The 25,962-nt window shown below is 70.2% G+C and carries 26 protein-coding genes and 1 pseudogene; 17 read left to right on the plus strand and 10 right to left on the minus strand.

Annotated elements, in window-relative coordinates; genetic code table 11:
- From TU34_RS23995 to TU34_RS20670, 6 genes are all read left to right on the plus strand, one after another.
- Positions 1-390, plus strand: a 390-nt coding sequence (locus TU34_RS23995; RefSeq protein ID WP_045824810.1) for a hypothetical protein, incomplete at its 5' end; no start/stop codon positions are given.
- A 504-nt stretch (positions 391-894) separates the two neighbouring features.
- Entirely contained in the window at positions 895-1,539 is a 645-nt protein-coding gene (locus TU34_RS20650; RefSeq protein WP_045824811.1) for an HNH endonuclease family protein, read from the plus strand.
- 2 nt (positions 1,540-1,541) lie between these two features.
- Complete coding sequence (locus tag TU34_RS20655) at positions 1,542-1,805, plus strand: hypothetical protein (RefSeq protein ID WP_045824812.1); 264 nt, start codon at positions 1,542-1,544, stop codon at positions 1,803-1,805.
- A gap of 99 nt (positions 1,806-1,904) precedes the next feature.
- Positions 1,905-2,072, plus strand: a complete 168-nt coding sequence (locus tag TU34_RS24155) for a hypothetical protein (protein WP_203225509.1) — start codon at positions 1,905-1,907, stop codon at positions 2,070-2,072.
- A 28-nt stretch (positions 2,073-2,100) separates the two neighbouring features.
- Complete coding sequence (locus TU34_RS20665; RefSeq protein WP_045824813.1) at positions 2,101-2,892, plus strand: putative protein N(5)-glutamine methyltransferase; 792 nt, start codon at positions 2,101-2,103, stop codon at positions 2,890-2,892.
- 61 nt (positions 2,893-2,953) lie between these two features.
- The gene (locus TU34_RS20670) at positions 2,954-4,417 is read left to right on the plus strand and encodes an SDR family oxidoreductase (protein WP_045824814.1); all 1,464 of its coding nucleotides are present in this window, start codon (positions 2,954-2,956) and stop codon (positions 4,415-4,417) included.
- 19 nt (positions 4,418-4,436) lie between these two features.
- Here TU34_RS20670 and TU34_RS20675 read toward each other — a convergent pair whose 3' ends face one another.
- A complete protein-coding gene (locus TU34_RS20675; protein ID WP_045824815.1) occupies positions 4,437-5,705 on the minus strand; it encodes an APC family permease in 1,269 nt (422 codons plus the stop codon).
- A 73-nt stretch (positions 5,706-5,778) separates the two neighbouring features.
- Entirely contained in the window at positions 5,779-6,711 is a 933-nt protein-coding gene (locus TU34_RS20680; RefSeq protein ID WP_045824816.1) for an alpha/beta hydrolase, read from the minus strand.
- Between the two features lie 146 nt (positions 6,712-6,857).
- On the opposite strand from TU34_RS20680, the gene TU34_RS20685 reads away from it, so the two are divergent.
- The 4 genes from TU34_RS20685 to TU34_RS20700 all read left to right on the plus strand — a co-directional run bounded on the left by TU34_RS20685 (position 6,858) and on the right by TU34_RS20700 (position 10,066).
- Positions 6,858-7,319, plus strand: a complete 462-nt coding sequence (locus tag TU34_RS20685; protein WP_045824817.1) for a MarR family winged helix-turn-helix transcriptional regulator — start codon at positions 6,858-6,860, stop codon at positions 7,317-7,319.
- A gap of 59 nt (positions 7,320-7,378) precedes the next feature.
- Complete coding sequence (locus tag TU34_RS20690; RefSeq protein WP_082080490.1) at positions 7,379-9,232, plus strand: MFS transporter; 1,854 nt, start codon at positions 7,379-7,381, stop codon at positions 9,230-9,232.
- A gap of 79 nt (positions 9,233-9,311) precedes the next feature.
- Positions 9,312-9,776, plus strand: coding sequence for a hypothetical protein (locus TU34_RS20695; RefSeq protein WP_045824818.1), 465 nt, complete (start codon positions 9,312-9,314; stop codon positions 9,774-9,776).
- The gene (locus TU34_RS20700) at positions 9,773-10,066 is read left to right on the plus strand and encodes a transcriptional regulator (RefSeq protein WP_045824819.1); all 294 of its coding nucleotides are present in this window, start codon (positions 9,773-9,775) and stop codon (positions 10,064-10,066) included. Before TU34_RS20695 ends, TU34_RS20700 begins: the two co-directional genes overlap by 4 nt.
- Positions 10,067-10,169: 103 nt before the next feature.
- Here the strand turns inward: TU34_RS20700 and TU34_RS20705 are convergent, their stop codons facing one another.
- Positions 10,170-10,382, minus strand: a complete 213-nt coding sequence (locus TU34_RS20705; protein WP_045824820.1) for a TOBE domain-containing protein — start codon at positions 10,380-10,382, stop codon at positions 10,170-10,172.
- 229 nt (positions 10,383-10,611) lie between these two features.
- Between TU34_RS20705 and TU34_RS20710 the strand changes: the two genes are divergently transcribed.
- From TU34_RS20710 to TU34_RS20730, 5 genes are all read left to right on the plus strand, one after another.
- On the plus strand, positions 10,612-11,757 hold the full coding sequence (locus TU34_RS20710) for an acyl-CoA dehydrogenase family protein (protein ID WP_045824821.1): 1,146 nt from the start codon (positions 10,612-10,614) through the stop codon (positions 11,755-11,757).
- A gap of 48 nt (positions 11,758-11,805) precedes the next feature.
- Positions 11,806-12,567, plus strand: a complete 762-nt coding sequence (locus TU34_RS20715) for an SDR family NAD(P)-dependent oxidoreductase (RefSeq protein ID WP_045824822.1) — start codon at positions 11,806-11,808, stop codon at positions 12,565-12,567.
- 16 nt (positions 12,568-12,583) lie between these two features.
- A complete protein-coding gene (locus TU34_RS20720; RefSeq protein WP_082080491.1) occupies positions 12,584-13,699 on the plus strand; it encodes a GmrSD restriction endonuclease domain-containing protein in 1,116 nt (371 codons plus the stop codon).
- Between the two features lie 119 nt (positions 13,700-13,818).
- Complete coding sequence (locus TU34_RS20725) at positions 13,819-16,746, plus strand: DEAD/DEAH box helicase (protein WP_045824863.1); 2,928 nt, start codon at positions 13,819-13,821, stop codon at positions 16,744-16,746.
- Positions 16,743-17,513 (plus strand): SWIM zinc finger family protein, encoded by a 771-nt coding sequence (locus TU34_RS20730; protein WP_045824823.1) that lies wholly within the window; start codon positions 16,743-16,745, stop codon positions 17,511-17,513. Before TU34_RS20725 ends, TU34_RS20730 begins: the two co-directional genes overlap by 4 nt.
- Positions 17,514-17,668: 155 nt before the next feature.
- Here the strand turns inward: TU34_RS20730 and TU34_RS20735 are convergent, their stop codons facing one another.
- Both TU34_RS20735 and TU34_RS20740 read right to left on the minus strand, forming a co-directional pair.
- The gene (locus TU34_RS20735) at positions 17,669-18,919 is read right to left on the minus strand and encodes an FAD-dependent oxidoreductase (protein ID WP_045824824.1); all 1,251 of its coding nucleotides are present in this window, start codon (positions 18,917-18,919) and stop codon (positions 17,669-17,671) included.
- Between the two features lie 46 nt (positions 18,920-18,965).
- The gene (locus tag TU34_RS20740) at positions 18,966-19,451 is read right to left on the minus strand and encodes an SRPBCC family protein (RefSeq protein ID WP_045824864.1); all 486 of its coding nucleotides are present in this window, start codon (positions 19,449-19,451) and stop codon (positions 18,966-18,968) included.
- A 29-nt stretch (positions 19,452-19,480) separates the two neighbouring features.
- Between TU34_RS20740 and TU34_RS20745 the strand changes: the two are divergent.
- Positions 19,481-20,039 (plus strand): annotated as a pseudogene (locus TU34_RS20745) (dienelactone hydrolase family protein).
- Positions 20,040-20,089: 50 nt separating this feature from the next.
- On the opposite strand, the gene TU34_RS20750 reads toward TU34_RS20745, so the two are convergent.
- The 4 genes from TU34_RS20750 to TU34_RS20765 form a co-directional block, all read right to left on the minus strand.
- Positions 20,090-21,961: an NAD-binding protein gene (locus TU34_RS20750; protein ID WP_238981416.1), complete on the minus strand. Its 1,872-nt coding sequence runs from the start codon at positions 21,959-21,961 to the stop codon at positions 20,090-20,092.
- A gap of 56 nt (positions 21,962-22,017) precedes the next feature.
- Positions 22,018-22,539, minus strand: coding sequence for a hypothetical protein (locus TU34_RS20755; protein ID WP_045824826.1), 522 nt, complete (start codon positions 22,537-22,539; stop codon positions 22,018-22,020).
- Between the two features lie 88 nt (positions 22,540-22,627).
- The gene (locus tag TU34_RS20760) at positions 22,628-23,686 is read right to left on the minus strand and encodes a phosphotransferase family protein (RefSeq protein WP_238981417.1); all 1,059 of its coding nucleotides are present in this window, start codon (positions 23,684-23,686) and stop codon (positions 22,628-22,630) included.
- A gap of 11 nt (positions 23,687-23,697) precedes the next feature.
- A complete protein-coding gene (locus TU34_RS20765; protein ID WP_045824827.1) occupies positions 23,698-24,795 on the minus strand; it encodes a TIGR03857 family LLM class F420-dependent oxidoreductase in 1,098 nt (365 codons plus the stop codon).
- Between the two features lie 119 nt (positions 24,796-24,914).
- Here TU34_RS20765 and TU34_RS20770 point away from each other — a divergent pair, with 119 nt between their 5' ends.
- The gene (locus tag TU34_RS20770; protein ID WP_045824828.1) at positions 24,915-25,481 is read left to right on the plus strand and encodes a DUF305 domain-containing protein; all 567 of its coding nucleotides are present in this window, start codon (positions 24,915-24,917) and stop codon (positions 25,479-25,481) included.
- A gap of 4 nt (positions 25,482-25,485) precedes the next feature.
- Here the strand turns inward: TU34_RS20770 and TU34_RS20775 are convergent, their stop codons facing one another.
- Positions 25,486-25,944, minus strand: coding sequence for a MarR family winged helix-turn-helix transcriptional regulator (locus TU34_RS20775; protein WP_082080492.1), 459 nt, complete (start codon positions 25,942-25,944; stop codon positions 25,486-25,488).
- Between the last annotated feature and the right edge of the window lie 18 nt (positions 25,945-25,962).

Consider the following 25,962-nt stretch of genomic DNA (forward strand, 5'->3'; position numbering starts at 1 on the left):
GGACGCATCGCCCGCCCCGCCACCCCGGTGGACCCCCACACGCCGACGGTCGCCTACAGCGCGAACAACCCGTCGACCAGCCCCCTCGAGGGGCAGCCCGCACCCGCTGCGGCAGCACCGGCCGCCCCCACCGGGTCGCGCTGGTCGCGCGTCCGCTCACAGGCCGGCGCCAAGCCCTGGCTGCCGCTCACCGCGGTCGGTGTCGGCGGGGCGCTCATCGGCGCCGTCGTGGTGTCGGCGATCTTCCTCGCCAACCCGGTGGAGCAGAACGTGAACAACGCATCGTCGTCGAGCGCTGCCCCGCTCCGGTGGCGACCAGCCGCAGGCACCCGATGCCTCCGGCGCACCGTCGGCACCGGGTGGGTCGGGAGCACCCGCGGCCCCCGGTGACGGCGCCGGCCCCGGCGGCAAGGGCGGACCCGCGGGTCCCGACGCCAAGGGCGGCCCGGCCGGACCGGATGCCAAGGGTGGCCCCGACGGCGCGAAGTGCGCCCCGGGTGGTCCCCCCGCCCCGGGCGGACCCGACGCGAAGGGCGGCCCCGCCGGACCCGACGCCAAGGGTGGACCGGATGCGAAGGGCGGACCCGCGGGTCCCGACGCCAAGGGCGGCCCGGCCGGTCCGGACGCCAAGGGCGGACCCGACGGCAAGGCCCCGACCGACGGTGGGCAGCGTCCGCCGGCACCGAGCGGCGCGCCTGCACCTCCCGCCGGTTCCTGAACGACCGTCATCGACCACCGCGGGTGGCGCTCGTCGCACGAGCGTCACCCGCGGTCTCGTCGATCGACCGTAATGTTTAGTTAGCGTCACATCTGTGTCGCGGTCGCGTCGCGTCCACCCGGCACCCCTAGCGTCACCCCTCGCGGGGGTTCGGGGGCGAGCCGAGAGACCAACAGATGTTTGCGCACAATCGAATTCGAACGCTGATCGTCACCGCTGCGATCGGCGCCGCCGCCGCGGGTGTCGTGACCGCGCCCGGTGTCGCGGGCGCCACCCCGCCGGCGATCCCGTCGGCCGCGACCGCACGGTCGGAGTTGGCCGACCTGCAGGTCGCCACCGAGGGCTCGATGAGCGGGTACTCACGCGACCAGTTCCCGCACTGGATCGCGCAGTCGGGCACGTGCGACACCCGCGAGACCGTGCTCAAGCGCGACGGCAGCGGCGTGACGACCGGCTCGGACTGCTCCCCGACCGCGGGCAGTTGGTACTCGCCGTACGACGGCGTCACCATCGCCGAGTCGTCCGGTGTCGACATCGACCACGTGGTCCCCCTCGCCGAGGCGTGGCGCTCCGGTGCGGCGTCGTGGACCACCGCCCGCCGCCAGCAGTTCGCGAACGACCTCACCAACTCTCAGCTCATCGCGGTGTCGGCGAGTTCGAACCGCTCGAAGGGCGATCAGGATCCCTCGACCTGGCTTCCGCCGGTGTCGGCGTATCGCTGCACCTACGCCCGCATGTGGGTCGGGTCGAAGCACGCCTGGGGCCTGAGCCTGCAATCGTCGGAGAAGTCCGCACTCACCACCCTGCTGAACGGCTGCTGACCATGACAGGTGACATCGCTCCGGGGGAACTGTCCACCATCGTGACCGCCGCACCGGGTGGCGTGATGACCGACGAGGTCGGCGTCATCACCGGCTCGGTCGAGATCGCCTGTCGCTGCGACGACGGCGACCGGGGCATCGCCCGTGTCCGGTACCAGGACGCCGGCGAGTGGTACACGATCACCGACGTCGCCCGCGCCCTCTCGGGCCCCGATGAGCTCCCCGACTTCCACCGCTCGGTCGTCGACCGCTTCGCCAACCCCTGACCCACCCGAGTGCGGGGTCGGCGGCGGGAGGCGACGTACGGTGGGGCTGGCCGTGACACGGTGAAGCAGCGCAGACGCCACTCGAGGAGGCCGGCGACCATGAGCGATTTCCCGCACGACAACGAGACCCCCATCGGCGAGACGAAAGAGATCGCCGAGGAGGAGAAGGCCTACGCCGCGTCGCAGGAGCCCACCGACGACGACTCCGACACGACGAAGCCCGACCACGCGCTGGGCGGTTCCGAGGGGACGACCGACGGAACCTGACCGCGACACCCCCCTCGATCACCCCGCACTGGTCGCTGCGCTGCAGCGGGCCGGATGCGTGTTCGCCGACGACGAGGCGCGCCTGCTCACCGACGCCGCGGACTCGCCCGGCGCACTGCGCGCGCTCCTCGATCGCCGGATCGGCGGGGAACCACTGGAACACGTCGTCGGATGGGTCGCGTTCGACGGATTGCGAATCGGTGTGCGGCCCGGGGTGTTCGTGCCCCGGCGCCGCACCGAGCTGCTGGTCACCATCGCCTCGGCCCGGCTGGCACCTGACTCGGTGTTCGTCGAGATGTGTTGCGGCAGTGCCGCGGTCACGCGGGCGGTCACCGAGCGCACCGGTGTCCGATCGGCCACGGCGTGCGACATCGATCCCGTCGCGGTCGCCTGCGCGGCGGACAACGCCCCCGACGCCCACATCGTCTGCGGCGACCTCTTCGACCCCCTGCCCGGCGACCTCGCCGGCCGTGTCGACGTCATCGTCGCGAACGCCCCGTACGTGCCCGGGAACGCGATCGCCTTCATGCCGCGCGACGCCCGCGACCACGAACCCCGTCACGCGCTCGACGGCGGCGACGACGGTCTCGCGATCGCCCGCCGCATCGTCGCCGACGCACCACGGTGGCTTACCGACGGCGGCACCCTGGCGATCGAGACCTCACGCACACAGGCCCCGCATCTCGAGGCCGCGTTCGCCCGGGCGGGACTGACCGCCACCACGGTCACCGACGACGCCGTCGACGGGTGCGCCGTGGTCGGTGTCCGTCGCGGCGTCGGTTCGCCTCTTCGGGCCGGTCGGCCCGACGTCCGTCCGTAGGCTGGACGCCGAAGGCCATTACGTCGCGCCACCGCGCGAAGGCCACGACAACGGAGTAATCATGAATCCTCGGACCTGCCTGGTCACCGGCGCCACCGGATACATCGGCGGCCGCCTCGCGCCCCGGCTCATCGCCGCGGGCCACACCGTGCGCGCCCTGGCGCGGACGCCGGAGAAGCTCGCCGACGCCCCCTGGGCCGGCGACGACGTGGTGGTCAAGGGCGATCTCTCCGACCGCGACTCCCTCGACCGGGCTTTCCAGGGTGTCGATGTGGTCTACCACCTGGTCCACTCCATGGGCCTGTCCGAGGACTTCATGGCCGAGGAGCGCGAGTCGGCCACCAACGTCGCCAAGGCCGCGCAGCACGCGGGCGTCTCGCGGATCGTCTACCTCAGCGGCCTGCACCCGACGGGCAAGGACCTGTCGCAGCACCTGACCTCGCGGGTGGAGGTCGGCGAGATCCTCATGGCCTCGGGCATCGAGACGATCGTGCTGCAGGCCGGTGTCGTGATCGGCACGGGTTCGGCGTCGTTCGAACTGATCCGTCACCTCACCGATCGCCTGCCGGTGATGACGACACCGCGCTGGGTGCACAACAAGATCCAACCGATCTCGGTGCACGACGCGATGCATTACCTCGTCGAGGCCGCCACCGCCGGTGTGCCGGAGAGCCGAACGTGGGACATCGGCGGCACCGAGGTGTTCGAGTACGGCGACATGATGCAGATCTACGCCGAGGCCGCCGGACTGCGCCGGCGCCGGATGATCGTGCTGCCGTATCTGACCCCGTCCATCGCGAGCCGCTGGGTGCGCCTGGTGACGCCGGTGCCCGGCGGTCTGGCCCGTCCACTCATCGAGTCGCTCGAGTGTGACGCGGTGATGCACGACCACGACATCGACACCGTGATCCCCCGACCCGAGGGCGGACTGCAGACCTACCGCGAGGCTCTCGACGCCGCGCTCGACCGGGTCCGTCGTGCCGACACCGACAACGACTGGTCGAACGCCGACGCCTCCGTGGCGGCCGCCGAACCCCTTCCGTCGGATCCCACGTGGGCCGGCGAGGACGTGTTCACCGACACCCGCTCGCTGTCGAGTTCGGCGACGCCCGAGGCGCTCTGGGATGTCGTCGAGGGTCTCGGCGGCGAGAACGGCTGGTACTCACTCGAATCCGCCTGGACCGCGCGCGCACTGATCGACTCGGTGGCCGGTGGACCGGGCGTCCGCCGCACCCGCCCCTCGGGCACACCGGAGGTCGGCGACGCCCTCGACTGGTGGCGCGTGGAGGCCATCGAGCCCGGTGCGCTGTTACGTCTGCGCGCCGAGACCAAGATGCCCGGCACCGCATGGCTCGAGTTGCGGGTGGTCCCCGACGGCTCCGGGTCGCGGCTGGAACAGAAGACCATCTTCTACGCACGCGGCCTGGCAGGCCTCGCGCACTGGTACGGACAGCTGCCGTTCCACAAGGTGGTCTTCTCGCGCATGCTGCACAACATCGTCGCGAAGGCCGAGTCGCGCAGCTGATCTCGGACCTCGACCTTCCTCAGACCTCGGCGGCCGGGTCCCGACGCGCGAGGCGCTGCACCACCATGCGGTAACCGACACCGACGATCACCACACCCACCCCGACGGCGATCGACATGACCGGCAGCGTCGCCACCAACACCACGCAGCCGACGGCGCCGAGCGCCTGGAGTGCGCGCGGATAGCGTCGGTCGTGGCCGCGCTGGGTCCATGCCGCGGCGTTGGCGATCAGGTAGTAGAGCAACACCCCGAACGACGAGAACCCGATCGCGTCACGCAGATCGACGGTCAGCACGAGGACGACGACGACCGCGGCGAGCGACACCTCGGCCCGCAGCGGGACCTGGTGCCTCGGCGCGATTCTCGACAATGCCCGCGGGAGATCACCGTTGCGCGCCATCGCCAGTGCGGTGCGTCCGATCCCGGCGATGAGGGCCAGCAACGCGCCGAGCGCCGCCAGCGCGGCACCGACGCGGACCGGTGTCGCCCACCCACTTCCCCCACCCGCGGTCGCCAGATCGGCCAGCGGTGATCGGCTCGACGCGAGATCGTCGACACCGAGCACGGCCAACGCGGCGATCCCGACGGCGACGTACACGACGAGCGTGATCCCGAGCGCGGTCACGATCGCGCGGGGGATGGCCCGCCGCGGATCACGGACCTCCTCGCCGAGGGTCGCGATGCGGGCGTAGCCGGCGAACGCGAAGAACAGCAGCCCGGCCGACTGCGCGATGCCGTACCACCCGTGGCCGAGCAGATCACCGGTCAGATTCGACGCATCGGGGTCACCGCCGGCAACACCGACCACGACCACCGCGACGAGAACGGCCAGCACCACCGACACGATCACCATCGTCGCGGTGGCCGTGCGGGTCACACCGAAACAGTTCACGGTGGCCAGCGCGATCACGGCGGCCGCGGCGACCCAGGGCGCCGCCCCGGCCGGGACGGCATAGGTCGCGAACGTCAGGGCCATCGCCGCGCAGCTCGCGGTCTTGCCGATCACGAAGGTCCACCCGGCGAGGAACCCGGCCCAGTCGCCGAGTCGCTCGCGCCCGTAGAGGTAGGTGCCGCCCGACAGTGGGTACTGCGCGGCGAGTTGCGCCGACGACGTCGCGTTGCAGAACGCCACCACCGCCGCGATCGCCAGACCGATGAGCAGCCCTGATCCGGCGACCGAGGCGGCCGGGCCGAAGGCCGCGAAGATCCCGGCGCCGATCATCGACCCGAGGCCGATCACGATGGCGTCGCCGGTGCCCAGCCGCCGCGCCAGCCCCGCGACGGTCATCGGCGGTCCAGACGACTCCGCCCCGGTCACGTCGATCGCGATCGATGTGCCGGGGCGGAGGTGCGTCGGTGGGTCAGGCGCCGAGCGCCGGGCCGAGCGTCGAGAACCACGACTCGTGCAGGCGGGCCTGCCAGTAGTCCCAGAAGTGGACGCCCTCTGCGGTGATCTTCACGACCGGGTTCACACCGTTGCGGCGCAGGGTGTCGACGTACTGGACGCTCGCGATGGACGCGGCGACCTCGAGCGGGACGAGCTGCGCGAACTTCACCGGGTCGGAGACCGGGTTGATGTTCGAGCCGCCCGAACCGGACGAGATGTAGACGCGCTTACCGCGCAGCTTGCCGGCGTTGAGCGCCGGGTCGTTGGCGAGCCACTCGCCGCCGGGCCACACGCCCCACATGTTGTTCACGTCGCCGCCGACCTGGCCGACGGCCACGCCGATGCCCTGGGCGAAGCCGGGCTCGCTGGCGACGGGGTAGCCGCTGTACGAGGCGACACCGCGGTACATGCTCGGGTGGCGGGTCGCGAGGTTGAGCGCGCTGGTGCCGCTCATGGACAGACCGGCGATGGCGTTGCGGCCGGCGGGGCTGCCGAAGTTCTTGGCCATGTAGGCGGGGAGCTCGCGGGTGAGGAAGGTCTCCCACTTGTTCAGCCCGAGGCCCGGATCGCGACGCTCCCAGTCGGTGTAGAAGCTGCCCGCACCGCCGAACGGCAGCACGACGTTGACGTTCTTGTTGGCGAAGAACCGCACGATGTCGGTGTTGATCAGCCAACCGTTGTCGTTGTTGGGGGCGCGGAGACCGTCGAGCAGGTACAGGGTGGGCGCGCCCTGCTTACGGTTGAGGATCTGCACCGGGATGGTGCGCTGCATCGCTGCGGAGTAGACGGCGTTCGAGGCAGGTCGCGCCTGAGCGGGTGCCGCGGTGACGACGGTGGCGAACCCCGCAATGGATGCGGTTGCCAGAACGCCGGCCAACAGGCGGGTTCGGAGGCTGCGAATCGACATCGAATCTGGTCCTTAGGTTCTCGCGAGGCGGTAGACCCCAGCACAGTAACAGCCGGATAACGGGTCGGCAGAATCGCTGGTCTGCTATCGGACATATCGCTTTTACGATTCGATTACTTAGTACTACGCAACTAATATCCTTGCTCATGACCTCCGTTCACACCGCTGCCACCGGCACCGGCAGCGCGGTCGACGTCTACACCGCGCTCGCCCGGATCTCCCGAACGCTCCGCCACGAGGCGGGTTCGGGATCGCTCACGCTCGGCTCCACGTCGGCGCTCTGGGTGCTGGTGTCGAGCCCGCCGATGCGCCTGTCGGAACTGGCGGCACGTGAACGCGTCACCGCGCCGACGATGTCGCGGATCGTGAGTGGGCTCGAACGCGACGGGATGGTGGCCCGCACCGCCGACCCGCTCGACGGCCGGGCCAGCCTGATCACCGCGACCGACGCGGCGATCGAGCTCATCACCTCCACCACCTCGCGCCGTGCGCGACTGATGGAGGAGGCGCTCTCCCGCCTGTCCCCCGACGACCGCGCCGCCGCCGAGCGCTCCATCGCCCTGCTCGCGGAGTCGTTGATCGAGACGGTCCGGCCCCGACCCGACTGACCTACGGCGCAACCGCACACCACCGCTTCGTTCTTCACCGCGAGAGATCCGAGGAAGCCATGACCCGCAGCTCCACCCCCGTGCTCGACAAGGGCGCCGCACCCGAACCCTCGGGCCGCCGGCGCGTCCGTTCGCTCGAGGAACTCGGTCCGCACTACAAGTGGATCGCCCTGTCCAACACCACGTTGGGGATGCTGATCGCCACGATCAACTCCTCCATCGTGCTGATCGCCCTGCCCGACATCTTCAAGGGCATCAAGCTCAACCCGCTCGAGCCCGACAACACGAGTTACCTGCTCTGGATGATGATGGGGTTCCTCGTCGTCACCGCGGTGCTCGTCGTCAGCTTCGGTCGTCTCGGCGACATGTTCGGCCGGGCGCGCATGTACAACATCGGGTTCCTCGTGTTCACCGTGTCGTCGGTGTTCCTCGCCGCGACGTGGTTCGACGGCAGCAAAGCCGCGATCTGGCTGATCTTCTGGCGCGTCATCCAGGGTGTCGGCGGCGCCTTCCTCATGGCGAACTCGTCGGCCATCCTCACCGACGCCTTCCCGGCGCACCAGCGCGGACTCGCGCTGGGCATCAACGGTGTCGCGGCGATCGCCGGATCGTTCCTCGGCCTTCTCGTCGGCGGCGTCCTCGCCCCGATCGACTGGAACCTCATCTTCCTGGTGTCGGTCCCCTTCGGCGTGGTCGGCACCGTGTGGGCCTACATGAAGTTGCACGACACCGGAGTTCGGCAGAAGGCATCGATGGACTGGTGGGGCAACCTCACCTTCGCCGTCGGTCTGATCGCGATCCTCGTCGGCATCACCTACGGCATCCAGCCCTACGGTTCGTCGAACATGGGCTGGACGAGCCCGATGGTGTTGAGCTGCCTCATCGGTGGTCTCGTGGTCCTGGCGGCGTTCGCGGTGATCGAGACCCGTGTCGCCAACCCGCTGTTCAACCTGTCGCTGTTCCGCAACCACTCGTTCCTCTACGGCAACCTCGCCAACCTCATGGCGTCGATCGGCCGGGGTGGTCTGCAGTTCATCCTGATCATCTGGCTACAGGGAATCTGGTTGCCGCAGCACGGATACGACTACACCCGCACCCCGCTCTGGGCGGGCATCTACATGGTGCCGATGACGATCGGGTTCCTGCTCTCGGCGCCGGTCTCGGGATACCTGTCCGACCGCGTGGGCACGAAGTGGTTCACCACGAGCGGGCTCGCGATCACCGCCGCGACCTTCTTCGCGTTGATCGTGATCCCGGTCGACTTCAACTACTGGGCCTTCGCGGTCATCCTGCTGATCAACGGCGTCGGCATGGGACTGTTCTCGTCGCCCAACCGCGCCGAGGTGATGAACAGCCTGCCCGCCAACGCACGTGGGTCGGGCGCAGGCATGATGACCACGTTCCAGAACGCCGCGATGGTGCTGTCGATCGGCCTGTTCTTCAGCCTGATGATCGCAGGTCTGTCGAGCGACCTGCCGTCGGCGATGCACGGCGGCCTGGTGGCCAACGGTGTCTCGCAGGCCGACGCGAACTCGGTCGCGAACCTGCCGACCGTCGGCATCCTGTTCGCCGCCTTCCTCGGGTACAACCCGATCAAGGAGCTCGTGGGTCCGCACCTGTCGACGCTGTCGCAGACCAACCAGGACACGCTCACGGGGCTGAAGTTCTTCCCGCACCTCATCTCCGAGCCGTTCTCGAACGGGCTGTCGGCGGCGTTCACCTTCGCGATCGTCTGCTGCATCCTCGGTGCGATCGCCTCGGTGTTCACCGGGCGCTCGGGCGACAAGGCCGAGGTCGAGGTCGCCCCGGAGCAGCGGTCCGACCACCGCGAGACCGTCGGCGAGGAACTCGCGAGTGTCGGCTTCGGCGGGGTCGCGGGTCGCGACTCCGAACACGCCGAGGCGCGACGGTAGCCGATCTCCACGGGGAGACCTCTTGACTTTCCTGGTTGGAAAGTAGAAGCTACTTTCCAACCAGGAAAGAGAGGCTCCCATGAACGACATCGATCCCGAACAGGCTCGCGCAGCACTCGATTCGATCGGACGGGCACGCGACCACGTGGCCGCCGAGATCGGCCTCCCCCGCGCCTACTGGTGGATTCTCGCTGCGGCGTGGCTCGTCCTCGGTGTGATCGGGGCCTACGGTCCGGCCTGGGCGGCGACGGTCGCGACGATCGCCTTCGGTGTCGGGCACTCCATCGCGGCGTCGCGACTGCTCGAGGGACGGCGCCGCACCGCGCAACTCCAGGTCAGCCGCGAGGTCGCCGATCGGCGTGTGCCGGTGGTCGTCGTGGCGATGCTGCTGGCGCTGGTCGCCCTCACCGTCGCCGCCGCGCTGGCCCTCGACGCCGACGGCGCCCGCCACCCGCAACTGTGGGCGGCGGTGTTCGTCGCGGCGGTGGTCGGTTTCGGAGGACCCGAGATCCTGCGCACGCTGCGGCGCCGGCTGGGCGCATGACCGACGCGCGCTTCGACGAACTCATCCACCCCAGCACGCGGCTCACACTGATGGCTACGCTCGCCGCCGCCGACTGGGTGGAGTTCTCCTACCTCCGCGAGCGGCTGTCGATGTCGGATTCCGCTCTGTCGAAACAACTCTCGACTCTCGAGGGCGCCGGATACGTCGCCACCGAACGACCGACCACCGGTTCCCGTCGCACGGTGCGTGCCCGCATCACCGACGGTGGGCGCACCGCGTTCCGCGGTCACGTCGCCGCGCTGCAGGCGATCGTGGGCGGGGACAGCTGAGCGGCGACCGACGGCTCTGCTGAGAACTGCCCCGTGGCGGTGCCTCGAGGGGAATGTTCCCTCGGAGCGCCACCACGGGGCAGTTTTCAGCAACCACCGGCGGTCACTCCACGCCGATGGTGACCTCGGTCGACTTCACGAGCGCGGTCGCGGCCTGCCCGACGGTGAGGCCGAGTTCCTCGACGGCCTCCTTCGTGATCGACGAGACCACGGTCTGGCCGCCCGGTTCGAGCGCGATCTTCACCGTCGCCATCACCGATCCCAGGGTGATCTCGGTGATCACACCGGACAGCTGATTGCGCGTGGACAGTCTCATCGGTGTCGTTTCCTCTCGTCGCGTGGGAACCACGAAACCGCAGTTCACAGCGGCAATCTAGCAACCCCGAGACGGCCTCGGCCATCGTCTCCGCTCACGCGGGCACCGCGCGGTGCAGCGACCGCATCTGCGCGATGGCGCTGCCGTTTTGACGCTGGCTCCTCGGTCGCGCAGCATGGTCATACATGTGGTTACCCGTCGGTAACCCCGTGTCACCTCGAGGAGAACCATGCGCAGGACCCTGTACGGACCCGACCACGTCGCCTTCGGTGAGTCGGCCCAGGAATTCGTCGACCGCTACGTCATGCCGCGGCACGAGTCGATCATCGAGCAGCGCTACATCGACCGCGAGATCTGGAAGCGCGCGGGCGAATCGGGCTTCCTCGGTCTCGAGGTCCCCGAGACCTACGGCGGCTCCGAGGCCGGTGACTACCGGTTCAACGCGATGTTCACCGAGGTGCTCTCGGGCGTGAGCGCCGCCCTGCCGTCGGCGTTCGGCATTCACGTCGACATCGTCGCGCCCTACCTCACCCAGCTGACCACCGAGGAACAGCGCGAGCGGTGGCTGCCCGGTTTCTGCACCGGCGACATCGTCACCGCGATCGCGATGACCGAGCCCGCCGCCGGATCCGACCTCGCCGGCATCAAGACCACCGCCCGGCAGGAGGGCACCGACTGGGTCATCAACGGGTCGAAGACTTTCATCACCAACGGCTACAACGCCGATCTCGTGGTCGCCGCGGTCAAGACCTCGCCGGAGAAGAAGTCCAAGGGCATCACCATGTTCGCGATCGAGAAGGGCATGCCCGGGTTCGAGCGGGGCCGCAAACTCGACAAGGTCGGTCAGCCCGAGTCCGACACCGCCGAGCTCTTCTTCTCCGACGTCCGCGTTCCCGCGGAGAACGTGATCGGCGAGGTCGACCGCGGCTTCATCCACATGATGACGTTCCTGCCGCAGGAGCGCCTCAACTGCGCGGTGTCGAACCTGGCGCACGCGAAGGCGTTGTTCGGCGAGACCCTCACCTACGTCAGCGAGCGCAAGGCCTTCGGCCAGGCCGTCGGGTCGTTCCAGTTCAACAAGTTCACGATCGCCGAACTGGCCACGAAGATCGACGTGACGCAGGCGTTCGTCGACGCGTGCGTGAGCGCCCACGCCGACGGTGAGCTCTCGGCCGCCGACGCCGCCAAGGCGAAGTGGTGGACTGCCGAGATCCAGAACTCGATCCTCGACACCTGCCTGCAGCTGCACGGCGGCTACGGGTTCATGAACGAATACCGCATCGCCCAGGCGTGGAAGGACGCGCGCGTCACCAAGATCTGGGCCGGCTCCAACGAGATCATGAAGGAGATCATCGGCCGCGATCTCGGTTTGTAGTCTCCGGTAGCGTCCCTCGCAGGGGCCCGACCACACGAGGAGACATTGGTGTCCGTTCTCGACATGTTCCGACTCGACGGCAAGGTCGTCATCGTCACCGGCGCGTCCGCCGGTCTCGGTGTCGCGTTCGCGAAGGCGTCGGCCGAGGCGGGCGCATCGGTCGTCCTCGCCGCGCGCCGGGTCGAGAAGCTCGCGGAGACGAAGTCGCTGGTGGAGTCGGCCGGCGCGAAGGCGCTCACCGTCGCCACCGACGTCGCCGATCCCGAGGCGTGCGCCGCGCTCGTCGACGCCGCCATGGCGGAGTTCGGTCAGGTCGACGTGCTGATCAACAACGCCGGCGTCGGGACCGCGGTGCCCGCGACGCGGGAGACCGTCGAGCAGTTCCGCTCGGTCATCGACATCAACCTCAACGGCTCGTACTGGACGGCGCAGGCCGCGGGCAAGGTGATGGCCCCGGGCAGCTCGATCATCAACATCGCGAGCATCCTCGGCATCACCACCGCCGGTCTGCCGCAGGCCGCCTACGCCGCCAGCAAGGCCGGCGTCATCGGGCTCACCCGCGACCTCGCCCAGCAGTGGGGGAGCCGAAAAGGCATTCGCGTCAACGCGATCGCGCCGGGCTTCTTCGCCTCGGAGATGACCGACCAGTACCACGACGGCTACCTCGAATCGCAGCAGCCGCGACAGCTGTTGGGCCGCACCGGCGACCCGGCCGAGCTCGCCGCCACCGCGGTCTGGCTCGCCTCCCCCGCCGGCGGGTACGTCACCGGCCAGACCATCGTCGTCGACGGCGGCGTGTCGATCACCTGACACGCAGGGCCCACCGATGACCGAACCCGACTGGACCCGCCCCTCCGGCTACAAGTCCGGCCAGGGATCGCCGCCGCGCCGGCGGCGTCGATGGCCGTGGATCGCGGTCGGGGCGATCGGCGCGGTCGTCGCCGTCGGGTTGATCGCCCCCGATGACACCAAGCAGTCGTCGGACCAGGCCGCAGCAGTGGTCGCGACGCCGTCGTCCGGCGCCGAGTCGAGCGCTGCCCCATCGAGTTCGGCCCCGGTGATCACGACCTCGAATACGCCGGCACCGGCGCCGTCGAGCGCGGCGGCCGTCGGGTCGACCACCCAGGCCCAGGCGGCCCTGACGCAGCTCGACGGGTTGGCCGTGAAGGGCCGTGCACCCAAGACCGGTTACAGCCGAACCCAATTCGGGCAGGCGTGGAGCGACGACGTCGACGTCGACGGTGGCCACAACGGCTGCGACACCCGCAACGACATCCTGCGGCGCGACCTCACCGCCATCACCGTGCGGCCGGGCACACGAGGATGCGTGGTGCTGACCGGGACGCTCGCCGACCCGTACACCGGGACGTCCATCGCGTTCACCCGCGGCGCGCAGACCTCCGACGACGTCCAGATCGACCACGTGGTCGCGCTGAGCGACGCGTGGCAGAAGGGTGCGCAACAACTCTCGGCCGCCAAGCGTCGCGACCTGGCCAACGACCCCCGCAACCTGCAGGCCACCGACGGACCCACGAATCAGCGCAAGGGCGACGGCGACGCCGCCACCTGGCTGCCGCCCTCCCGGGCGTTCCGCTGCACATACGTGAGCAGGCAGGTGCAGGTGAAGTCGGTGTACGGACTCTGGGTCACCCAGGCCGAGAAGGACGCGATCACCCGCGTGCTCACCACCTGCGGCGCGGTTGCCGCCCCGGCCCCGGTTCCGGAGACCCGCACCCAGACGCCGGTGCCGCGACCCGTTCCCCGCTACACACCGCCGCCCCCTGCGCCGGCCGCGCCGGCAATTCCGGACGGGGGCGACGTCTACTACCGGAACTGCGCGGCCGCCAGGGCCGCGGGCGCCGCTCCGATCCGAGCCGGCGAGCCCGGCTATCGCGCGGGCTTGGACGGGGACGGCGACGGGACGGCCTGCGACAGGGGTTGATCGCAGAAGATCGACCGACATCGTCCGTCCTGACCGACAGCTCCGGCACATTGCCGGAGCTGGGCCCCGGCTCGGACGATCTCGGTCATGACGATCCGGCGTCGGTGGCCCGTGCCAGGATGGAATCCGTGACCTCCGCCGGATCGACGCACGCACTGTGGCGTCCCGGCATCGGATTGTCGCTGTGGTTCACCGACTCCGACGGGGCGCCCACCGCCACCCCGGACGAGGCCTCGATCCCCGGGCCGGTCGCCGATATCGTCTCCGGCCGCACCCTGCGGCGCACCATCACCGTGCACGGCCCCGGCGAGGGCACGGTGCGTCAGGTGGCGTCGTTGACGCTGGGGCCGGCGGCCGCGACCGACCTCCTCGACGCCCCCGGCCTGCCGTCGTCCGGTGAGCTCGGCTACTACGCGTACCTCGCGGCGTCGGTGCGGCGCTTCGTCTCGGCCGGTTCGGTGACGCCGGCGCTGGCGTGGTCGGCGGGCAGTTGGTCGACCCGATGGGCGCCGCTGCCCGGGATCCCGTGGCGAGCGTGGATGTCGGGGGCGGTCTCGGTGGCACCACCGGTGGTGATCGCGAACGGCGGCGCCGAGGCGGTGGCCGACTTCTGCCGCGAGATCACCGACCACGAGTGCCGACGACGCTGTGACGGCCTGTCGCACGGCGTGTTGCGATCGTCGCTGGTCCGCTCACTGCTGCCGGGTTCCGACGACGAGCTCCCGATGTCGTCCGACCGCGCCTCGGCGGCCTCGACCGCATGGCAGGAGTGGGCCGACGGCGTACGGGAGAACGAGAGCGCGCTGGTGCTCCGCCTCCACGAGCCCGAGTATCCCGATGACGACGACCCGTACACCGTTCCCGACGATCGGTGGCGGTTGCAGGTGTGTCGTCGCAGCAGCGACGGCCTCGACGTGCCCATCGATCTGCACCGGCTCGGCCCGCACGAGCTCGACGAGGTGACCACCGAGATCGCCGGTGCCGTAAGGGCTTTCGCCGGACTGTCCCGTGCCGGCCACGATCGCGCCACCCTCGACTTCCTGCTCGACACCGACCTCGTCACCGACCTTCTCGACACCGGGGCCGAGCAGCTCGGGCGCGCGGGCATCGTCGTGCTGCTGCCCCGCACCCTGGCGGCGGTCACCCCGGCGCTGTCGCTGCGGGGCCGCACCGGCGTCGGCGCCACCGTCGAGCGGACGGTGATGGTGGGGCTGTCGGAGATCCGGGAGTTCCAGTGGCAGTTGGCGATCGGTGAGGACGTTCTCGACGACGGCGAGCTCGCGTCCCTCGCCGAACAGAAGGGCGGTCTCGTCCGGGTGCGGGGCGTCTGGATCCGCGCGGAGGGATCCGCGCTGAGCCGGGCCGCGGAGTTCATCACCACCCAGCGGGCCCTGGCCGCCTCCGGCCATCCCGCCGACATGGGCGAGCTGTTCGGACTCGTCACCGGCGGTGCCGACCGCCTGGGCGTGCCGGTGACGTCGGTGTCGGGCCTGTCGTGGCTCGACGAGGTCGCGGCCGGCGGCACCCTCACACCCGAGCCGCTCGACGCCCCGTCGACGCTGGCCGCCGAACTCCGGCCCTACCAACACCGTGGGATGGAATGGCTTGCACACCTCGCGTCGCTCGGCATCGGCGCCGTTCTCGCCGACGACATGGGCCTGGGCAAGACCGTCCAGGTGATCGCGCTGCTGTGCAGTGAGCGCGAGGCCGTCGCTGCGGATGCAGTCGTTGACCGCCCGGGGCCGACGCTGATCGTCTGCCCGATGTCGGTGGTGGGCAACTGGGAACGGGAGATCGCCCGCTTCGCACCGCATCTGCGCGTGATGGTGCACCACGGCCCGGGCCGTGCGCGGCGTGACCCCTTCACCGCCGCGGCACTCGACACCGACGTCACCGTCACCACCTTCGCGATCGCCACCCGCGACGCGGAGTCGTTGCGAACGGTGGCGTGGCGCCATGTCGTGGTCGACGAGGCGCAGCACATCAAGAACGTCGCCACGGCCGCGTCACGCGCGGTCCGCAGCATCGATGCGCGGCAACGGATCGCGCTCACCGGCACGCCGGTGGAGAACCGACTCGAGGACCTGCGTGCGGTGATCGATCTGGTCAACCCCGGTCTGCTCGGGTCACCGTCGGTGTTCAAGGCACGATTCGCCGAATCCATCGAGCGCGAGCGCGATCCGGAGGCCGCGCGCCGACTGAACGCGATCACCTCGCCGTTCATCCTGCGTCGGGTGAAGACCGATCCGACGATCATCGCCGATCTGCCCGAGAAGACCGAGCTGACCGTGCGCGCCAACCTGACCGTCGAGCAGGCGGCGCTCTACCGCGCCGTCACCGACGACCTGATGCAGGCGCTCGGTCGGGAGCAGTCGATGGCCTCGGGCGACGAAGGACACCGGGTGCGAACGGTTCTCGCCGCGCTGACCCGGCTGAAGCAGGTGTGCAACCACCCCGCGCATTTCCTCGCCGACGGATCGGTCCTGGTCCGGCGGAACGCCCATCGGTCCGGCAAGCTCGAGTTGCTCGGCGACATCCTCGAGAACATCGTGGCCGACGGTGAACGCGCCCTGATCTTCACCCAGTTCACGGCGTTCGGCGAGATGCTCGCGCCGTGGTTGTCGAAGGTGTGCGGCGACGACGTGTCGTTCCTGCACGGCGGACTCTCGCGGACGGCCCGCGACCGGATGGTCGCCGAGTTCCAGGACGCGGCGGGCCCACCGGTGCTGATGGCGTCGCTCAAGGCCGGCGGGACCGGGCTGAACCTCACCGCCGCGAATCACGTCGTGCACCTCGACCGGTGGTGGAACCCCGCGGTGGAGGCCCAGGCCACCGACCGCGCCTACCGCATCGGACAGACCAAGCGGGTCGAGGTGCGCACATTCGTGTGCGTCGGGACGATCGAGGAGCGCATCGACGCGATGATCACCGACAAACGCGCGCTCTCCGATCTCACCGTCACCGCCGGCGAGAGCTGGCTCGGAAAAATCGACGACGACCAGTTGTACGACCTCATGCGCCTGCGCGACGAGGCGGTGGGCGAGTGAGCCCCCGGAAGAAGGACGCACCCGTCCGCGGATACGGGCTCACCGCGTGGTCGCGAGCGGTGCTCGCCGTCATCGACCGCCCCGAGGACACGCGTCGGGTCGGTAAGGCGCGCACCTACTTCCGCGAACGCACGATCCTCGACGTGCGCGTTCGACCCGGCACGGTGACCGCCCTCGTGCAGGGCAGCCAGGTCGAACCGTTCGAGACCTCGCTGACGATGCGGACCGTCGAACCCGACACCGTCGTCGCCCTGCTGCGCGAGAGGGACGCCACCGACGACCTGTTGGCCGTCGCGCGCGGTGAACAGCCGCGGATCCTCGGTTCGCTGGTGCTGCCCACCGAGCCCGCCGACGTCCGAGGTGACTGCAACTGTCCCGACGAGGAGCCGCGCTGCATCCACGTGTTGGCGCTCGGGTACGAGATGGCCGCGCAGATCGACAAGACGCCGTCGATCGCGCTGACGATGATGGGCGCCGAGATCGCCACGCTCCTGGCCCATCTGCGCGACGACACCGACGAGCCGACCCGACCGGTCCACGTCCGCACGCCCGAGGTAGTCGACTTCTACGGTTCCGGGTTCACACCGCCGCCCCTGCCGAGCCCGCCGTCGATCGACGTGTTCGCCGATCTCGACGTCGCCGGCCTCAACCGGGCGCTGCGGATGTCGGGCGTCGGTCCCCTCGACCTCGGCGAGGTCACCGACGAACTCGCCGAGCTCTACGCCCGCCTCATCCGCACCCCGCAGACACCCCCGTCGGGCACCTGACCACCCCAGTTGGGCACGTAACGACCGCAGTTGGGCACGTAACCCCATCGGTTGGGCACCACGTGTCCTCAGCCGCCCAACCGCGGTCCTTACCTGCCCAATCGGGGTCGTTACGTGCCCAACTGCGGTCGTTACGTGCCCAACTGGGGAAGGGGTCAGGCGATGAGTCGCGCGACCCGCGCGGCGGCGCGGCCGCCGGAGACGAGCGCGCCCTGGATCGACGGGGTGTCGCGGTGATCGCCGGCGAACACCAGCCGCTCACCCACCTGCAGCGGTCGCCGCAGGGGTGTTCCGGGTTCCTGTCTGGGCAGGGCGCGCCGGATGTCGTGGCGTGTGATGACCCGCCACGACGCGGTGGTGGTGCCCCAGAGGCGATCGAGTTCGGCACGCACCTGCGTCTCCGGCGCGGGGCCGGTGTCGTCGAGCAGGGTCGTCGCTTGCACGAGGGTCTTCCCCGGCGGCGCGTATCCCGCTGCGATGGAACTCATCTCGGCCGTGTTGACCACGACACCGCCTACACCCGACACCCGGAGGAAGGTGTCGGAGGCGAGGCCGTCGGCCTCGAACCACCACGTGGAGAGCCCGCGCATCGGTGACGTTGCCGAGCCGCTGAGGCTCGCCGCGTCGACCGAGTCGGTCGCCACCACCACCGCCCGTGAACGCACGACCGCGCCGTCGGCGGTCCGGACCGAGGGGTCGGCGCCGTCGGAGATCTCCTCGACGCGGGTCGAGAAGGCGATGTCGACACCGGCGGTGCGGGCGAGCTGTTCGGGGAACGCCTGCATGCCGGCGTTCGGCACGCCGGGTGTCGCCAGGAGGAAGCTGCGCAGCACGAGGCGGACGTAGCGGTCGGAGGTGTCACCGACGCCGTCGGCGAGGACACCACTGAGGAACGGCGCCAACAGCGAGTCGCGCAACGGTCCGCGCAGTCCGAGTCGATCCCAGTCGTCGGCGAGCGCGGCGTCGGGTGCGGCCGCCAGACGACGCACCGGTCCGACCGCGGGCAGCGCCCATCGCACCGCACCGGCGACCGCACGTGGTCGCAGCAGGCCCACGCCGAAGGCCGAGCGCACCGTCTCCGGCAACAGTCGGGGGTGTCGGGTCGGATCGGCGATCGTCCGCGCGTCGCCCGAGTCGTCGACGATCCGCACGCCGCGACCGGCCACCCGCAGGGCGAGCGCGTCGACGTCGACGTGCCGCTTCACGGCCGGGTACGAGGGGTTGAGCAGCTGAAAGCCGCGGTCGCAGCGGAATCCGTCGATCACGTCGGTACGGATCCGACCACCGGGCACGGCGTCGGCCTCGAGCACGCGGACGGACAACCCGCGCAACCGCAACGCCGCGGCACACCGCAGACCGGCGATCCCCGCCCCCACCACGATCACGTCCGCATCGATGCCACTCATGCCTCATCGATACCACCTCCCCGGAACGTGAGCCGGTCGCGCGGCGTCAGTTCGGGGTGATCAGTCGCTCCAGCTGTTCCAGGCCACGACGCGCGTAGCCGAGCCACACCCATCCGAGTGCGACGACCAGCGGTCGGACCAGGGCAGACCTGGGATACAACGTCCATGACCAGGTCACGACTGTCGATCCTGTCCCGGTGGCGTCGAACCGCCACCGGCCGTCCACATGGTCGACGAGGGGCGCCATGGCCCCGGTGATGTCGGTCAGCCGGTACTCGAAGGATCGTGGCGCGTCCGCGGAGACCAGCTCCTCGCGCATCGACCCTCCTCCGGTGAGGAGCACCGTGCGTCGCTGCGGAGCCGACGTCCACTCACCGGTCTGATCGCGCACCTCGCGGATCGGCGGGATGGGTCCGAACCAGCGACAGAACAACGCCGTCAGGTCGATCGGGATGGTCGCGGCGAACGCCGCCGACGGGCTCACCGGTATGTCTCGAGATCGCTGAACGACGACAGGATTCACGAACGCCATCATCCCCGCGGGCGGGTCACGGCGCGCCGGTGTTCGAGTACAGCGGACAATGTGCTCGACAGCTCTGGAGGCCTCCTGCCGCATCCGCACCGGCTCCTCTCATCCTGCTGGGCCAACCCGGTGGACTCGGTAATGGGTCGGATGTACCCGCGTCTCGTGGCACGAGCGCGCAGCGCCGCGGCGCACGGTTTCGCGGCGGTCTCCGTCGAGCTTCCCGGAGCGGGCGACCGAACCCCGCTGCCCGGCGCGAAGCGAGCCCGAGCGGATCTCACGCGTGCGATCGCCGCGGGGGAGCAACCCGCGGACGAGATCGACCCGCGCATCGCAGCCGCTGCGCTCTTCGCGGGAAGCCACGTTCCGGAGCGGACAATGCACGAGGCCCGGCGGGTCACGATCCCGCTGCACGTTCTCCTCCAGTGGAATGACGAGGGCAATGACCGAGCGCGGTCTCTCGATCGGTTCGACGCCTTCGGATCGACGCGGAAGACCCTCCACGCCAACATGGGTGGCCACACAGGCGTCCGGCAGTTCGCGGGCGACGATGCGACCCGCTTCTTCGTCCGCCATCTCGGCGCAGCCCGCGGTTGAGATGGGATCCGGACGACTGCACGATCGACGACGATGCGGACCCGGCGGGTCTACTGCCCGATCGACGGCGAATGCGGGGTGTCGATGACGGCGCGTTGGTGTTCGAGCACGGCGAGAAGCTCCTGGTAGGGGCCGACGACGAAGGCGTCGTCACCCGACGCGAACTTCGTGCCCCGGCGCGGCGGGTACTCGAGATCGCCCGCCCCGCTCGCACCGGACGCACGGCGGATGGCGATCACGCGGGTGTTCGCCGACAACTCGCGCATCTCGACCCCGACGAGTCCGCCGTCGGCCCGGATCCGGACCCGACCGACCATGAACGACGTCGACTGCACAGAGAACGTGCCGAGGATCTCCAGACCCAGCGCGGCGCCGATGAACCAGGGCGCGGCCAGCTCCGCGGTCGAGCGCACATGTCGGAAACCGAATCGCGCGGCGACGGCGTCACCCATGCCGCGGTCGAACACCCGCAGGACCACGGGGACGCCGCGACGGGACCCGTCGGCGAAGCGGTCGCCGAGCGCGCCGCGCACGGCGATGCCGGTCTCGATGTTGATCACGTCGTCGCTCGTGAGAACGGCGACGGCCGCCGCGCGATGCACGCGCGCGTCGGAGAGCGTCTCGGCGACGGTGGCGTCACCCACGATGACCGGTATCCCCGCCTTGGCGGCGGCGGAGAGGAAGCGGTTCGACGACGACCGTTCGATGACCACCACGTCCCGCCCGCGCGAGCGGAGTTCGCGGGCGACCCGGATCCCGAACGCTCCCAGCCCGATCACCACGACGTGTCCGGTCATGAACCGCGCACGTCGTCGTCCGGCCGCCTCGGCGATGCGTCGGGAGATGAGCAGTTCGGCGAGGAACGCCATGATCATCGCTGTCGTGGTGAGGCCCGCGAACATGAGGATGATCGACCAGATACGCAGAGCCGGTGGCTGATCGGCGAAGTTGAAGTCGCCGTACCCGACCGTGGCGACGGTCTCGGTGCTGAAGTACACGGCGTCGAGAACGCTCATGCCCGGCTTCTGATATCCCAGTCGCAGCACGGTGGTCGACAACGCGAGCAGGAAGAACAGCACGCCGATCATGCGGAAGAAGTTGGGGTTCGCATCTTCTCGGAATCCACGGACGGCCGCGCGCACGCGCTGCGGCCGCGACGGCCGACGTGCGGGCGCGACCGGGGTGTCGTCGGCGGCCGTGGCGATGCCCTGGGCGGCGAACTCGTGGGCGGTGCCGAGCAACGTCACGACATCGCCTGCGAGAACGGGGTGATCACGCCCCGGGCAGAGCACAGTCGCCGGTGTGGCTGCCTGCGACATCGCCGAGGTGTGGGTGGAGACCGCCAGCGGCGCGAGGTCTCCGAAGCGTTCGCGCAGCGTGCCCGCCCGGCCGACGGTGACGGTGGTCGCCACGAAATCGATGCCGGCGGCGTCGATGTGGTGGTCGCCGATGCCGAGGCATGCCTCGATCACCGAGGGCGCGGCGAGGTCGGCGACGTCGAGTACCGACCCCGGGGTCGACCCGTCGTCCATCGCGCCGGCGACCGTCGCGTTCGAGAGCTGGGTGATCACCCGGACGTCGGCGCGCAGTTGCCCTGCCACCAGGGCGGTCTCGAGGTTGTGGAGCTCGTTCTCCTCGACGCACACCACCGCGACGGCTCCGGCGATCCCGGCGTCGACGAGCGCGTCGGCGACACCGACGACCGCGGTGTGCACCGTGATGCCCCATCGGGCGACGGCCGCGTCGAGGGCGGGGTCGGCGGTGCGCACCACGACGACCACCTGTTCGCCGGCGTCGAGGAATCCGTCGATGATCGGCACCGCGATGCCGGCGAAGCCGCACACGATCACGTGCCCGGACGGCGACCCCTCACCGGCCGGCGACACCGTGTGCGGCCCACGCTCCGGTTGCCACTGCGCCACGTGCCCACCTCCGCCGTCACTCCCGGTGGAGTGACCTTACGACGGAACGTGGGTGATCAGCGCGGTGTGGAGGACGATTCGGCGATATCGAGCACGTGGGTGAACGCCAGCAGCGACGGGTCGTGACGCCACAGGAAGGTCGCCGCCGCGCGCGAGAGGGCGAGCGAGTCGCAGCGCCACGGCGCGATGTCGGCGCAGCAGGCCCGGCCGGTGAGCACGAGGGTGTGCAGACGCGGCGTGCCCGCGAGATCGGTGTCGCAGTGGCTCAGCAGGTGCCGGTCGCGCGTGGAGGCCAACGCGCCGAAGGTGAATCCCGTGAGGTCCGACGCCTCGAGGGCGGTGCGGAGCTCATCGGTGACGGCGTAGAGGTTGCGGGTCGCGACGACCGCGGTCGTGATCGGGTACTCGATCGCGACGTGACCCGACAGGGCGCGCGGCGGGTTGTGGGTGCGATCCCACGACGCGGTGAGCAGCCGGATCGGTGCGGGCGGGCGGAGCCGGAAGTGCCGCGGGCCGTCGGCGGCGGCGAGGACGCGGTGGATGTTCGGCGAGACGGCGGGGGCGACCGAAGATGTCATGTCTCATGGGTACGCGGACGCCGACGCCTCCGGGAGGCGTCACCGCGTAAAGAATCCGCGGTCGACGTCAAGAATCCGCAAAGCCTGTTCAGCCGTAACGGGCGAGGTCGAGCGTGCCGAGGTCCCGGATCGCCGCGCACGAGCGGCGCATCATGGTCGCGAACATCTCGTCTCCGCGCGGGGACCGGGTGCCGTACGCGCAGCCGAACACCGAGACCAGCGGTCCCTGGATCATCGCGAACCGGTAGTCGTCGTGGCATTCGTCCCGGTCGTGGTCGGTGACGCCGTGCCCGAGCAGCGCCTGGTGGTAGGCGTCGACCAGATCGGTCTCCGCCGCCCTCCGCGCATCCGGCTCGAGGGCGGTGCCGACGAAGAACGCGAGATCGCGCGCGGGGAGACCGATCCCGACGGTCTGCCAGTCGACGGCCAGTACCTCGGTGTCGCCGGCGTCGAACATGAGGTTGTCGAGACGGTGGTCGCCGTGGATGAGCGCGAACCGTTCCGGACGCGCGAGGCTCCACCGCTCGATGACGTCGCCGACCTCGCGCAGGGTCTCGACGTCGGCGGCGGTGAGCTGCTCACCGACCGCATCGAGGAACAGATCGACCGTCGAGGGGTAGAGCTCCGCCAGCATCGCCGCCTCCGCGGGACCGTTCACGGTGAGTGCGGGGACATCCGGCGCGGTCGGGGCGAGCAGTGTCGGGTCGCACCACCGGGGGCCGTGCAAACCGGCGAGATTGCGCACGGCGACGAGGGCCGCGGCGGTGGAGCACCCGGCGATCTGGTCGCCCTGGTGGTGGGCGTAGAGGTCGGTCAACACCAGGGTGAACTCGCTGCCGGTGTCGTTCATGACCGCGAGATGGCATGCGGGGACGGCGATCTCGACCGTGTCGGCGAGGTGGGCGTAGAAGCGGACCTCCGCGGCGTAGGCCCCGGCGAGCATCTCGCGTGCGGCGGGGTCGGCGGCGGGGAGTTTCGCGACCACGGCGCGTGGCACCACACCTGCGTCGACGCCGGCTCCGGTCATCGTGATGCGGTGGCACGACGCGATCTGTCCGGTGCCGATGCGGTGCGCCGTCGCGGTCTCGATGGGTGCGCCGAACAGGTCGGTGAGCCAGTCCGGCGTCATGGCGTCGACGTCGGTCACGAGGGGGACGGTCATCGCAGCCGCCCCGGGTTCGCTGCGGCGCGGGCGCACTTCTGGGGTGCGAGGGTCGACCACGACGGCAGCAGCGGCGCGATCTCGGCCGGTGTGGCGCCGTGGAGGATCACGCTGTCGACGCCGGCATCGAACTGGTCGAGGATCCGGCGGGCGCAGTGTGTGGCCGATCCGGTGGCCGCGGCCGAGGTCCACTCGGCCGGGAGCAGCGTACTGAGATGGGCGATGTCGTCGGGTGTGGCGTCGGCGTCGAACGCGCCACGGAAGGCCTGCACCCGTTCGTCGGCACGAAAGTCCGCCAATCGCTGCCGATCCCACCCGTTGGTGCGTACGAGCAGATCGCCATAGCCCTGCAGATAGGTGGCGAGCCGACCGACGATGCGGCGGGTGCGGTCGGGCTCGGGCACCCAGTCGCCGACGGTCGCCAGTACCGACCAGATGCGGATGGCACCCGGATCACGTCCGGCACGCAGGGCGGCGTCGCGGATGACACCCACCTGCCGCGCGACGGTGTCGTCGGTGAGGAAGGTGTGCAGGACGACCCCGTCGGCGATCTGTCCGGCGAGGCGCAGCGTCGCGTCGCCGATCGCGACGAGCACGATCGGGATGTCCTCGTCGGCGTCGATCTGCAACCGCAGGAACGGGAACCGGCCGGCGGGCCCGTCGTGGTCGATGATCGACTCGCCCCGCCACAACCGCCGCAGCAGGTCGACGGCGTCGGTCATCTGCGCGGAGGTGATCCGCGGCAGGTTCATCAGGTCGAACAGGACGTCGAAGCCGCGGCCGAGGCCGAGCGCGAACCGCCCGCGACTCATGCGGTGGGCGGTGACCGCCATCGTCGCGGTCACCAGCACATGGCGGGTGTTGTGGTTGGTGGCGGCGGTCGCGACGCCGATCCGCTCGCTCGAGGCGGCGGCCGCGCCGGTGAGAACGCCGGCCTCCTTCGTCGAATACCGCTCGGAGAGGAACACCGATCCGAGTCCGAGGTCGTCGGCGGTACGCACCTCGTCGAGAAGATCCCGCGGCGAGTCGGTGTGGCCGGCGAGACCGTAGAAGCCCAGTTCCGCGTGCTGGGGACGAGGACCGTCGATGGACACCCCGTACCTCCGTTCTCGTCACGTCCGACCGCGCATCGGACCCTGGACAAGCGACTGGACAGGAGTCTAGCGATGTCGGGGGCGAGCCACGGGCCTTTTCACGCGGGCACACTGGAGCCATGCGCACCGTCGGCCGTCCCGCCCGCAACCGATCGGCGTTCGCCGCCGCCGTCCTCGCCGTGATCGGCGTGATGCTGATGGCGGCGTGCGGGAGCGACCCCGGGCCCGCGGCCACCCACAACGCCACCGACGACGCCTTCGTCACCGCCATGGCCCGTCATCACCAGCGGGCCATCGAGGTCGGACAGCTCGCGGCCGATCGCGGAACCGACCCTCGGGTCGTCGACTACGGGAAGCTCATCGTGTCGCAGCAGACGCCGGAGCTGCAGAAGCTGAACGGGTGGAGTGGCCACTGGGCGCTGCCCTCGGCCGCCGCGGGCGAGGCGATGCCCGACGGGTACATCACCGACGCGACGTTGGCCGGGCTGCGAGCCCAGTCGGGGGTGGCGTTCGATCGCGCGGTCCTGCTCGCGTCGGCCGACAGCGAGACCGGGGCCGCGGCGATGGCTCAGCGCGAGCTGGCCGCGGGCGTGTACGACCCCGCCCGCGAACTCGCGACCTCGATCGCGACCGCGCCGACCACTCAGATCCCGAAACTGCGCGCCCTCGCAGCACAATTGGGCTGACGCGTCACCCCTTGAGCTGCGGGATCGGCCCTGCGAGCTCTTCGAGGGCCACCGCGAGGGCCTCGGCGTCGACGGCCCGCAGCGGATCGAGCACCCGCGCACGCACGCTCGCGAGGTGCGCGGGGTAGGCACGCTCGAGTCGCGCGAACCCGGCGTCGGTGAGCACGGCGCTCATCCCCCGTCGGTCGCACCCGTCACGCATCCGCGTGGTGTCACCGCGTACGGTCAACGCCGCGATCAGCCGCGTCATCCGGCTCGCCGACAGCCCCACCAGCGATGCGAGCTCGGTCATACGACATCGCCTCTCGGGCGACTCGGACAGGATGACGAGCACCTGGTACTCACCCAGGGTGAGGCCCGACTCCCTCTGCAGGTCGGTCTCCAGATCGCGGGGCACCACGACCAACGCCCGCGCGAGAGCACGCCACACCCGGCCCTCGACATCGTCGAGCGGTTCGGTCACTCCCACCACCTCCGGATC

This window comes from Williamsia herbipolensis (genome assembly GCF_000964005.1).
GTDB lineage: Bacteria > Actinomycetota > Actinomycetes > Mycobacteriales > Mycobacteriaceae > Williamsia_A > Williamsia_A herbipolensis.

Bases quoted from the DNA above. Each gene is read 5' to 3' on its own strand.
- TU34_RS20650 (WP_045824811.1), top strand. From the start codon at position 895: ATGTTTGCGCACAATCGAATTCGAACGCTGATCGTCACCGCTGCGATC.
- TU34_RS20655 (WP_045824812.1), top strand. From the start codon at position 1,542: ATGACAGGTGACATCGCTCCGGGGGAACTGTCCACCATCGTGACCGCC.
- TU34_RS24155 (WP_203225509.1), top strand. From the start codon at position 1,905: ATGAGCGATTTCCCGCACGACAACGAGACCCCCATCGGCGAGACGAAA.
- TU34_RS20670 (WP_045824814.1), top strand. From the start codon at position 2,954: ATGAATCCTCGGACCTGCCTGGTCACCGGCGCCACCGGATACATCGGC.
- TU34_RS20675 (WP_045824815.1), bottom strand. From the start codon at position 5,705: ATGACCGTCGCGGGGCTGGCGCGGCGGCTGGGCACCGGCGACGCCATC.
- TU34_RS20680 (WP_045824816.1), bottom strand. From the start codon at position 6,711: ATGTCGATTCGCAGCCTCCGAACCCGCCTGTTGGCCGGCGTTCTGGCA.
- TU34_RS20685 (WP_045824817.1), top strand. From the start codon at position 6,858: ATGACCTCCGTTCACACCGCTGCCACCGGCACCGGCAGCGCGGTCGAC.
- TU34_RS20690 (WP_082080490.1), top strand. From the start codon at position 7,379: ATGACCCGCAGCTCCACCCCCGTGCTCGACAAGGGCGCCGCACCCGAA.
- TU34_RS20695 (WP_045824818.1), top strand. From the start codon at position 9,312: ATGAACGACATCGATCCCGAACAGGCTCGCGCAGCACTCGATTCGATC.
- TU34_RS20700 (WP_045824819.1), top strand. From the start codon at position 9,773: ATGACCGACGCGCGCTTCGACGAACTCATCCACCCCAGCACGCGGCTC.
- TU34_RS20705 (WP_045824820.1), bottom strand. From the start codon at position 10,382: ATGAGACTGTCCACGCGCAATCAGCTGTCCGGTGTGATCACCGAGATC.
- TU34_RS20710 (WP_045824821.1), top strand. From the start codon at position 10,612: ATGCGCAGGACCCTGTACGGACCCGACCACGTCGCCTTCGGTGAGTCG.
- TU34_RS20720 (WP_082080491.1), top strand. From the start codon at position 12,584: ATGACCGAACCCGACTGGACCCGCCCCTCCGGCTACAAGTCCGGCCAG.
- TU34_RS20725 (WP_045824863.1), top strand. From the start codon at position 13,819: ATGGAATCCGTGACCTCCGCCGGATCGACGCACGCACTGTGGCGTCCC.
- TU34_RS20735 (WP_045824824.1), bottom strand. From the start codon at position 18,919: ATGAGTGGCATCGATGCGGACGTGATCGTGGTGGGGGCGGGGATCGCC.
- TU34_RS20740 (WP_045824864.1), bottom strand. From the start codon at position 19,451: ATGGCGTTCGTGAATCCTGTCGTCGTTCAGCGATCTCGAGACATACCG.
- TU34_RS20755 (WP_045824826.1), bottom strand. From the start codon at position 22,539: ATGACATCTTCGGTCGCCCCCGCCGTCTCGCCGAACATCCACCGCGTC.
- TU34_RS20770 (WP_045824828.1), top strand. From the start codon at position 24,915: ATGCGCACCGTCGGCCGTCCCGCCCGCAACCGATCGGCGTTCGCCGCC.